9 protein-coding genes and 1 pseudogene are annotated in these 10,480 nt (G+C 65.5%); 1 reads left to right on the top strand and 9 read right to left on the bottom strand.

Annotation, left to right across the window (positions count from 1 at the left end):
- The 7 genes and pseudogenes from ACKOED_RS12845 to ACKOED_RS12815 all read right to left on the bottom strand — a co-directional run.
- A pseudogene (locus ACKOED_RS12845) lies at positions 1–245 on the bottom strand (hypothetical protein); the annotation flags it as partial.
- Positions 238–1,815, bottom strand: a complete 1,578-nt coding sequence (locus tag ACKOED_RS12840) for a 5-guanidino-2-oxopentanoate decarboxylase (protein WP_408916991.1) — start codon at positions 1,813–1,815, stop codon at positions 238–240. The gene ACKOED_RS12840 and the pseudogene ACKOED_RS12845, both read right to left, overlap by 8 nt.
- A 1-nt stretch (position 1,816) precedes the next feature.
- Complete coding sequence (locus ACKOED_RS12835) at positions 1,817–2,803, bottom strand: dipeptide ABC transporter ATP-binding protein (RefSeq protein ID WP_408916990.1); 987 nt, start codon at positions 2,801–2,803, stop codon at positions 1,817–1,819.
- Complete coding sequence (locus ACKOED_RS12830; protein WP_408916989.1) at positions 2,800–3,795, bottom strand: ABC transporter ATP-binding protein; 996 nt, start codon at positions 3,793–3,795, stop codon at positions 2,800–2,802. The genes ACKOED_RS12835 and ACKOED_RS12830 overlap by 4 nt, the downstream gene beginning before the upstream one ends.
- Positions 3,795–4,694 (bottom strand): ABC transporter permease subunit, encoded by a 900-nt coding sequence (locus tag ACKOED_RS12825; RefSeq protein ID WP_408916988.1) that lies wholly within the window; start codon positions 4,692–4,694, stop codon positions 3,795–3,797. Before ACKOED_RS12825 ends, ACKOED_RS12830 begins: the two co-directional genes overlap by 1 nt.
- The gene (locus ACKOED_RS12820; protein WP_408916987.1) at positions 4,684–5,697 is read right to left on the bottom strand and encodes an ABC transporter permease subunit; all 1,014 of its coding nucleotides are present in this window, start codon (positions 5,695–5,697) and stop codon (positions 4,684–4,686) included. Before ACKOED_RS12820 ends, ACKOED_RS12825 begins: the two co-directional genes overlap by 11 nt.
- An 86-nt stretch (positions 5,698–5,783) precedes the next feature.
- A complete protein-coding gene (locus ACKOED_RS12815) occupies positions 5,784–7,385 on the bottom strand; it encodes an ABC transporter substrate-binding protein (protein ID WP_408916986.1) in 1,602 nt (533 codons plus the stop codon).
- Positions 7,386–7,534: 149 nt separating this feature from the next.
- On the opposite strand from ACKOED_RS12815, the gene ACKOED_RS12810 reads away from it, so the two are divergent.
- Positions 7,535–8,335, top strand: a complete 801-nt coding sequence (locus ACKOED_RS12810) for a phytanoyl-CoA dioxygenase family protein (protein ID WP_408916985.1) — start codon at positions 7,535–7,537, stop codon at positions 8,333–8,335.
- A gap of 11 nt (positions 8,336–8,346) precedes the next feature.
- On the opposite strand, the gene ACKOED_RS12805 is transcribed toward ACKOED_RS12810, so the two are convergent.
- Positions 8,347–9,276, bottom strand: coding sequence for an SRPBCC family protein (locus tag ACKOED_RS12805; RefSeq protein WP_408916984.1), 930 nt, complete (start codon positions 9,274–9,276; stop codon positions 8,347–8,349).
- 1 nt (position 9,277) lies between these two features.
- The gene (locus ACKOED_RS12800) at positions 9,278–10,480 is read right to left on the bottom strand and encodes a Tm-1-like ATP-binding domain-containing protein (RefSeq protein ID WP_408916983.1); all 1,203 of its coding nucleotides are present in this window, start codon (positions 10,478–10,480) and stop codon (positions 9,278–9,280) included.

Below are 10,480 nucleotides of genomic sequence, written 5' to 3'. Positions count from 1 at the left end.
AGCCCGTCGCGCAGGATGGCGAGATAGTCCTCCACCACCGTGCCGCTCTCCTGCAGGGGCAGCCCGTGGCGTTCGAGGATTTCCGCGAGGATGTGCTCATCGTTGCGGATGTGGTAGCTGTCCCAGTCGCGCGACAGGCCTGTGATACCATGGAGTCGTTCGAAGGCGAGGAAGAAGGCGTCCTCCTCGGGTGCCGTCAGTTCGAGCAGCACCCCGTCGACATCGAAGATGACGGCGCTATCCATGGACCATGCGCGGCGTCATCTCGATCAGCGTCGGGCCGTCAGCGGCCAGGGCGGCGCGGATGGCGGCAGCCAGCGCCTTGAGGTTTTCCGGCCGGTCAGCGCGCAGCCCATAGGCCCGCGCCAGCATCTGGAAATCGGGGTTCCTGAGCGTCACCGCATTGGGCTGGATGCCCTTCCGCACCATGTCGTCGCGGATCTGGCCCAGCGCGTCATTGTTCCACAGAAGCACGATGATGGGCAGCCCGTGCTCGGCGGCGGTGCCGAGCTCGTTCAGCGTATATTGCAGGCCATAATCGCCGATCATCACCGCCACCGGCGTGTCCGGCCGCCCGAACCTGGCGCCGATGCCGGCGGGCAGCGCGAAGCCCAGCGTGCCGAAGCCCACCGGGTGGATCCAGGTGCGCGGCTTCGACACCGGAAAAATCTCATTGGCGGCATAGGCGATCTGCGTCATGTCGGAGCAGATCACGGTGTCCTCCGGCAATGACTCGCGGATGACGCCCAGCACCTTTGCCAGCATGGCGCGCAATTGATCGGGCTCGCCGCGGTCAAAGCGCGCCTTCGCTTCGCCCGGCCTGTCCACGATGCCAGCGGCAATCATTGCCAGCGCCTGCCGGGCATCGCCGAGAATGGCAATCTCGGCGGTGTGCGGCCGGGCGATGACGGCGGGGTCGATATCGATGCGGATCAGGTTTTTCTCGATGACCACGCGGTCATTCCAGAAATCCGTTTCCGACAGCTCCGAGCCCACGCACAGGATGGCGTCCGATTCCGGGAACATGTTCCAGATCGCGTCATGGCCCATCACATAGCCGAGGCACAGCGGATGACCGGCGGGAACCGCACCCTTGCCCGCCGTAGTGGTGACGATCGGCGCCTTGAGCTTTTCGGCGATCTCGCATGCGGCCTTTCCGGCCTGCAGCGCACCGCCGCCCAGCAGAATGAGCGGCGACTTCGCGGCATTGAGCCTGGCGACGGCCTGCGCGATGTCGCCCGGCGCCGGCGCCGGCAGGCCCGGAAGCCCCCGCGCCTCCCAGCCCTCGCCCGCCGGCTCTTTCAGGAGATCGAGCGGAATTTCGAGATAGGCCGGGCGCGGCCGCTGGCTGGCGAACTGCGCGAAGGCCCGCGCCACGCCGTCACGCACGTCCTTCGGCGTATAGGCGCGCATGGCGAGCGCGGTGACGCTGGCCGCCGCCCCGCGCTGATCGATCATCTCATGGAGGCGGCCGCGGCCCTGCGCCGAATCCGTGATGTCCAGCGCCGAGGAAATTACCAGCACATTGCTGGAATCGGACCACGCCTGCCCCAGCGGCGTGAGAATATTGGTGAGCCCCGGCCCGGTGATGGTGAAGCACACGCCGGGCTTGCCGGTCGCACGCGCATAGCCATCCGCCATGAAACCGGCGCCCTGCTCATGACGCGCCAGAACATGCCTGATCTTCGAGCGCGGCAGCGCCCGGTACATTTCCACGTTATGCACGCCGGGAATGCCGAACACCGTATCGACGCCATAGGCTTCGAGCAGCCCGGCGAGGGCTTCACCGGTCGAGACTTCGGGGCGGTCAGGCATGTCAGGCGGCTTCCGTATCGGATCGCGGTGGCGTTAGAGCATGGCATGCCACAAGGCTGTGCCCACGCGCAAGAAGTGCTGGCTGAAGCCCGGCGCAGGGCGCGAAACAATCCGGGCAGCGCGGGTGAAAGCTGCAGCCCGATGGTGGCGCGAGCGGCGAGGGAAGCTCGCCCGCAAGCACGATGCGCTGGCGGCGTGCCTCAGGGTCTGGCCGCGGCGTGGCCGACAGCAGGGCCTTGGTGTAGGGGTGCCGCGGATCCTCGAAGATCGCCGCGCGCGGACCCTGCTCCACGGCCCGGCCGAGATACATCACCATCACCTCATCGGCGATGTGGCGCACCACCGACAGATCATGGCTGATGAACAGATAGGCGAGATTGTGCTTCTCCTGCAGGTCCGCGAGCAGGTTCAGGACCTGCGCCTGGATCGACACGTCGAGCGCCGAAACCGGCTCGTCCAGCACCAGCACCTCGGGCTCCAGCATCAGGGCGCGCGCGATGGCGATGCGCTGGCGCTGGCCGCCTGAAAACATATGCGGATAACGGTCATAGTGTTCAGGCCGCAGGCCCACGGCGGCCATCATGAGGCGCGCCTTCTCGCTGCGTTCGGCGGCGCTCATCGTGGTATTGACCAGCAACGGCTCTTCCAGCGCATGGCCGATCTTCTGGCGCGGATTGAGCGAGCCATAGGGATTCTGGAACACGATCTGCACCCGCGGCCGCAAGGCGCGCAGCGTGGCCGGCGTGACGCCGGCGATCTCCTGCCCGGCAATCACCAGCGAGCCGGATGTGGGAGGCTCGATCATGGTGACAAGGCGGGCAAGCGTGGACTTGCCACAACCCGATTCCCCGACGACGGCCAGCGTCTTGCCACGCGCGAGCGTGAAGCTGGCGCCATCCAGCGCCTTGAGTGTTGCCGGCCGCGCGAAAGCGCCGCGTCCCACGCTGTAATGGCGCGTCAGGTTCTGCGCGGTGACGACGACGCTCATGCCACCCTCGCTTTGGGGCCCGGATGGCCCTCGGCCAATCCTTCGTGCAGCGGATAATGGCACAGAGCGCCCGAAAGCCGTGGCGGCTTCGTGGTGCGGCAGAGCTCGGTGGCCAGCGGGCAGCGCGGCGAAAACAGGCAGCCCGCGGGCCGGTCGAACTGGCCGGGCACCACCCCCGGAATCGAAGGCAGCCGGCGGCCCGTGGCGCGCTCGGGAAGGGCCGCAAGCAGGGCCGCGGTGTAAGGGTGGCGTGGATCGCGGAAAAGATCGGCCACCGACTGCTCTTCCACCTTCTGCCCCGCGTACTGCACGCTCACCCGCTTCGCGGTTTCGGCGACAACGCCCATCGAATGGGTGATCAGCACCAGGCCCATGCCGGTCTCGCGCTGCAGCCTGACGAGCAGCTCCAGTATCTGCGCCTGGATGGTGACATCGAGCGCCGTCGTCGGTTCGTCCGCGATCAGGAGCTTTGGGCCGCAGGCGATGGCCATGGCGATCATCACCCGCTGGTTCATGCCGCCTGACAGCTGATGAGGAAAAGCCGGCAGCCGCTGCTCGGGTGACGGAATGCCGACCAGGCTCAGAAGCTCCACCGCCCGCGCCGTGCGTTCGGCCCTGGTGAGGCCGAGATGGGCCTTGAGCGCCTCGGTGATCTGGTAGCCCACGGTGAAGCAGGGATTGAGGCTCGACACCGGCTCCTGGAAAATCATGGCGATGTCCTTGCCGATGATCTTGCGGCGCTCGCTTGCTGAAAGCGTGAGCAGGTCGCGGCCCTCGAAGCGCATCCGGTCCGCCGTCACCTGCGCGGTCCACGGCAGCAGACCCATGACGGCAAGCATGGCAACCGACTTGCCCGCGCCCGATTCGCCGACGATCGCCAGCACCTCACCCTTCTCGACGCTGAGCGACACGCCGTCCACGGCGCGGAACAGGCCGGAGCCGGTCTTGAAGGTGACGGTGAGGTTTTCGATTTCAAGCAGGGCCCCGGCCATCAGCTTCTCCTCAGCCGCGGGTCGAGCGCATCGCGCAAACCGTCGCCCATCAGGTTGATGGCCAGCACCGTGGTCAGGATCGCCAGCCCCGGAAAGGCCATGACCCAGGGGTGCGACAGCATCAGGTCACGCGTGTCGGCCAGCATGGCGCCCCACTCCGGCATTGGCGGCTGGGCGCCGAGACCGAGGAAGCCAAGCCCCGCCGCCTCGAGAATGGCGTCCGAGAGGCCGAGTGCCGCCTGAACAATCAACGGCGCCAGGCAATTGGGCAGCACCGTCACCGTCATCAGCCGGAATTTGCGCACGCCGGAGACTTTGGCGGCGGTCACATAATCCTTGCTCAGCTCGGCGAGGGCCGAGGCGCGCACCAGCCGCACATAGCGCGGCAGGCCGACGATGGTGACGGCGACGATGGTGTTGGTGAGGTTGGGCCCGATGATGGCGATGATCAGGATGGCCAGCACCAGCGACGGGATCGCCATGATCAGGTCCATCACCCGGATGATCAGGACATCGACGATGCCTCCGAAGAACGCGGCAACAAGGCCCAGCGCCACCCCCACCAGCATGGAGACCACCATCACCGCAAGACCGATGAACAGCGAGACGCGCGCCCCATACATGAGCCGCGAGAGCATATCGCGGCCCACCGCATCGGTGCCGAGCAGAAACCGCGAGTCGCTTCCTTCGGCCCAGAAAGGCGGCAGCTTGGAGAAGCCGCGGAACTGTTCCAGCGGATCATGCGGGGCCAGCACATTGGCAAAGATCGCGACGAAGAAAATGATGCTCACCACGATGAGCCCCGCTACCGCGCCCCGGTTCTCGCGGAAGGCGCGCCAGAAGGCGCGGACCGGGCCAGGCGGCGCCGGCGCGGCAGCGGCTGTCTGATCACTTGGCATGGCGGATCCTCGGGTTGATCAGGCCGTAGAGCATGTCGACAACAAGGTTTACGACGATCACGATGCTGGCAATCAGCATGATGCCGCCCTGCAGCGCCGGATAGTCACGCCGGTTGATCGACTCGATCAGCCATTTGCCAACACCGGGCCAGGAGAAGATCGTCTCCGTCAGCACCGCGCCAGCCAGCAGACCGCCCACCTGCAGGCCGATCACGGTCACCACTGGGATCAGCGCGTTTCTGAGCGCATGAATGCCGACGACCCGCGTCCAGGAGAGGCCCTTGGCGCGCGCGGTGCGCACATAGTCTTCCTCCAGCACCTCCAGCATGGAGGACCGCGTCATCCGCGCGATGACGGCCAGCGGCACCGTGCCGAGCACCACCATCGGCAGGATGAGATGATGCACGGCATCGAGGAACGCGCCCTTCTGCCCAGAGAGCAGTGAATCGATGAGCATGAAGCCGGTCACCGGCTCGTAATAGAACTTGATGAGGTCGACGCGGCCAGACACGGGCGTCAGGCCGAGCGTATTGGACATCAGCAGGATGAGGAGAAGGCCCCACCAGAAGATCGGCATCGAATAGCCGGTCAGCGCCAGGCCCATCAGCGTCTGGTCATAGAGGCCGCCGCGGCGCGAGGCGGCGATCACGCCCGCCGGAATGCCGAGCACGATCGCAAAAATCATGGCGGTGGCGGTGAGTTCCAGCGTGGCCGGAAACAGCGTCAGGAATTCATGCAGCACCGGCGCCTTGGAGATGATGGAGGTTCCAAAATCGCCGTGCAGCAGGGCGTTGGCATAGTCGAGGAACTGTTTCCACACCGGCTGGTCGAGGCCCATCTCATGGCGGAGCTCGGCCAGACGCTCCGGCGAAATGCCACGCTCGCCCTTGCGCACCTCGATCGGATCGCCAGGCACCAGCCTGATCATCACAAAGGTGATGAACATCAGCGCGATGAAGGTTGGGATGGTCAGCGCCAGGCGCTTGAGCAGAAACCGGAACATTGGCACCTGTTGCTGGTGTCCGAGGCCGCCGCGAGGCCGGAGACCCCTCCCCCGGCGAAGCGCCGGGAGAGGGGCGACGTCGTTGTCTACTCTGTGATATCGACGTTCTGGAACTCATGCGCGCCGAGCGGGCTCACCTTGTAGCCCGTCACCGTCTTGCGGATCGGCTCGAACACGGTGGAGTGGGCGATATTGACCCACGGCACCTCCGCCGCGACGATCTCCTGGGCGCGCTTGTAGAGCTTGGCGCGCTCCGCCTGGTCGGTGATCTGGACGGCCTTGTTGACGACCTCCTGGAACTCCTTGTTGCACCACTTCGGAATGTTGTTGCCGTTGGGCCTTCCTTCGGCGTTGCAGCCCAGCAGCACCGCGAGGAAGTTGTCCGGATCGCCGTTGTCGCCGGTCCAGCCGAGCATGCCTGTCTGGTGCTCGCCCGCCTGCATGCGCTTGCGGTATTCGCCCCACTCATAGGAAACGAGCGTCGCCTCGATGCCCACTTTCGCAAGATCGGCCTGGATCATTTCGGCCATGCGCTTGGCATTGGGGTTGTAGGGGCGCTGCACCGGCATCCACCAGATGTCGGTCTTGAGGCCCTCGACGCCGGCGGCCTTCAGCATTTCCTGGGCCTTCGCGGGGTCATAGGGAATGTCGACCGTTTCCTCGTTGTAGGACCACATGGTCGGCGGAATCGGGTTCTTCGCCTTCTGGCCGGCACCCTGGTAGACCTCCGAGATGATCGCGTCGCGGTCGATCGCCATGGCGATGGCCCTGCGCACCTCCGGCTTGTCAAACGGCGGCTTCTGCGCGTTGAGCGCGTAATAGCCGATGTTGAGGCCTGCCTGCTCCAGCACGTTGACGTCGGCGTTCTGCTTCATGTCGGGAAGATCGGCCGGGTTCGGCGCGATCATCACCTGGCACTCATTGGCCTTGAGCTTGGCATAGCGCGCCGTGGCGTCGGGGGTGATGGCATAGACCAGATCGTCGATCTTGGGCTTGCCGGCCCAGCCGTCGAAGGCCTTGAAGCGGATCACCGCGTCCTTCTGATAGTTCACGAACTGGAAGGAGCCAGTCCCCACCGGGATCTGATCGAACTGCTCCGGCGTGCCCTTGTCCATCAGGAACTTCGCATACTCCGCCGAATGGATGGTGGCGAAATCCATGGCGAAATTGGCGATGATCGGCGCGTTGGGTGCGGTGAGCTTGATCACCACCGTCATGTCGTCATCGCCCTTGCTGATCGATTCGATCAGGTCGGGCATGCCCATGTCGTTGAAATAGTCATAGGAGCCACCCGACACCTTGGCGTAGGGGTGATCGGGGTTCCGCTGGCGCTCGAAGGACCAGATCACGTCTTCGGCGGTGAGGTCCCGGGTGGGCGTGAAGCCATTGACGCCCGCATGAAACTTGACGCTCGGACGCAGCTTGAAGGTGATGGTCTTGCCGTCCTCCGAGACGGTCCAGCTCTCGGCAAGGCCGGGCTCGACCTGGGTGGTGCCGGGGGTAAACTGAACCAGCCGGTTGTAGACCGGGCGGGCGGCATCGAAGCTGGTGCCAGTGGTGTTGATGGCCGGGGTGAAGTTCTCCGGCGAGCCTTCCGAGCAGTAGACCAGCGACTTGGCGCTGGCTGCGCCCGTTATCAGCATGCTCGAAGCCAGCAGGGCTGCGCCCAGCAAAGTTCGGATCTTCATGTTTCTCTCCCTGTAAATAGGCACCGGCCCTTGAAGCACGGCAATTCACTTAAGCACGTTTCCGGGGGCAACGTCATCCCGTCCGCCCAAGAGTTGTTTACCGGGCAGCGTTGCATTGGCAAGATAGGGCGGCTTGAAGGAGCCCCGCCATGACCTATGCTGTTTCGTCCGAGACGATCGAAGATTTCCGCCGTGACGGCGCCTGTGTGATCAGGGGGCCTTTCAAGGACTGGATGGAGACGCTGCGCAGGGGCGTGGCGCGCAATCTGGCGGAGCCATCGGCGGATGTAAGGATCTACCAGGGCAAGGAGGGGGCCGGGCGTTTCGTCGGCGATTACTGCAACTGGGCGCGCATTCCCGAATACAAGGATTTCATCTTCCAGTCGGATGCCCCCCGGATTGGCCGCGCCCTGATGGGTACGCGCACCGTGCGCCTGTTTCACGAGCATGTGCTGGTCAAGGAGCCGGGCGCCGACGTGCCCACGCCATGGCACCAGGACCAGCCCTATTACTGCCTCGACGGAACCGACACGGTGTCACTGTGGATTCCGCTCGATACGGTGCCGCGCGAGCGCAGCATCGAATTCGTGGCCGGCTCGCACCGCTGGGGCAAGTATTACCGCCCCGAGCGCTTCAACAAGACGGCGCTCGATGACAACGACGGACTCGAACCGGTGCCGGACATCGAAGGCGACCGCAGCAAATACAGGATTCTCGGCTGGGCGCTGGAACCGGGCGATGCGGTGGCCTTCAACTATCTGACGCTGCATGGCGCACCCGCCAACAAGAGCAAGCAGGACCAGCGCCGGGCCTTCTCGCTGCGGCTGATCGGCGATGATGTGCGCTTCGCCCGGCGCGAAGGCATCACCACCTCGCCGCCGTTCCGCGATGTGAAGCTTGAGCCCGGCGCCGTGATGGACGCGCCGGAGTTTCCGCTGCTGGCGGGCTGAACGCGGTCTGACTAGGCCTTGCGCTTCCTGAAGAAGTTGCGCTCCAGCGTCGCGAAGGCGCGCTGATAGACGTTTTCCTCGGTGCGCGGGATCAGCACCACGTCATCCTGGGCGCTCGCCACCCAGTCACCCGTCCACACGCCGAAGGTCGTGTTGTCGGCGGTCACCGGCCACAGCCGCGGGCCCGAAACATAGTTCATCCAAGGGGTGTCGCACTTGGTGATGCGGTAGGAGAAGCTGCGCGTGATGTCACACAGGTGGAGCAGCTCCTCGTTGAGATGGCCGTCGCCGAAATAGAAATCGCGGATGCCGGAGACCTTGTCGGGCCGCTGGCGCTTCAGCATCCGCATGCGGGTGATCTCCCCGTGCCAGGCGCCCATGCCGGCGAAATCGCGCATGATCTTCCACACCTCCTCGACCGGGCCGCCGATCACCCGCGACGTCCACACCTTGTTGGGCTGGTAGCCCTTCCAGCGCACGGCGCCCGGTGGCCGCTTGGGCCTCGTCCTGGCAATGATCTTCGCCAGATTGCGGAAATTCGTTGCGAACACGTCCTGCGACACGATCTTCTCGTATCTGCCTTCCTCGCCCGGCGCCTCGTCGAAGGTGGCCTCCCATTCGGCGAAAGTGTGGTCGCTGTGCGTGACCGGATAGAGCCTGAGGGTGGCGAGGTAGTTCTTCACCGGAAAAGCCCGCGTCTCGAAATTGTAGGAAAAGCAGTGTCGGGCGTCATCCAGCATCAGCAGACGCTCGCGGACATGCGTGCCGTTGGCAACGTGAAAGGAGCGTACGCAGCCCACCACATCGGAATCGAGTCCGTTCTCGATGCGCGAGGTCTTGACGCCGTTGGCCCAGGCGGGGAGCCCGTTGAAATCGCGCACCAGGCTCCAGACGGTTTCAACCGGGGCCTTGAGAATGATGCTGGCATAGGCGCGGGCCATGTTAGACTCCTGTGGCGATGTCGCGGAAAGCGGCGGCGCAGGCTTCGGCGAAGGCCTGGTCGTTGATGTGGGCATCGACCTCGATGAGGCGGCGGTTGGGTGCCGGCGCGAAGCCCGCGCGGATCGCATCGAACAGCGCCTGGTCCGCCACGGGATCGTGAAACGGTTTTCCCGGCGCATCGAGCGCGGAAACGCCCTTGAGCGGCAGCATGAGGCGCGCCGGGCCCTGCATGCGGTTGACGCGGTCAACAATCCATGCGCCGGTCGCCGCGTTTTCCTCAGGCGTGGTGCGCATCAGCGTTACTTGCGCGTTGTGAACATAAAGGTTCCGCGCCGCATGGCGCGCCGGCACCGTCTCACGCCCGCCGAAATTCACCATGTCCACCGCGCCCACCGCGCCTACCCAGGGAATGCGGCTGCGGATCACCGCGCCGAACCGGTCCTCCGTGCAGGCGAGTACGCCGCCGAACAGCAAGTCGGCCACCTCGGTGGTGGTGATGTCGAGCGCCGCCCTGATCAGCCCGGACTCGATCAGCTTCTCGAAACATTGCCCGCCGGTGCCGGTGGCGTGGAAGACGAAACATTCCCAGTCATCGCCCAGCAGGCGGCGGATTTCGGTGACGGCCGGCGTGGTGACGCCGAACATGGTGAGGCCCACGGCGGGCCGTTCCCCTGAAGCCGCCGCAACCGCATGGCGGGCCATGCCGGCGGCGGCATGCGCGGCATTGCCGATGACCACGCGGGTGATGGCGTTGAGCCCCGCCACATCGGCCACCGCATGCATCATCATGATGTCGGTTGGCCCCACATAGGGCGCCACGTTGCCAGATGCCATGGTGGACACCATCAGCTTCGGCACGCCCACCGGCAACGCCCGCATGGCGGCCGTCACCATGGCGGTGTTGCCGCCGCCGCCCAGCCCCAGCACCGCGCCGATATCGGTCCGCGTCAGCAGGAAGCGGCGCAGCGCCTCCGCCATGGCCGTGACGGCCTCGCCGCGATCGGTCAGGCCCAGCACGGCGCCCGCCCCTCGCGGATGATGCGCCGCCACCATGGCGGGCGCGACATCGACCGCGGCATCGCTCTGCGTGGTCGAGATATCGACCAGCACCACCGGCACGCCGGTGGCGGCGACGCAGTCAGCCGCATAGCGGAGTTCCGCCGCCTTGGTGTCGCAGGTGCCGACGATATAGACCGGCTTCAC

Source organism: Aestuariivirga sp. (genome assembly GCF_046093005.1).
Lineage (GTDB): Bacteria > Pseudomonadota > Alphaproteobacteria > Rhizobiales > Aestuariivirgaceae > Aestuariivirga.
The sequence above is the reverse complement of the archived record's forward strand: the minus strand, read 5'-3'. Positions and strand labels throughout refer to the sequence as shown.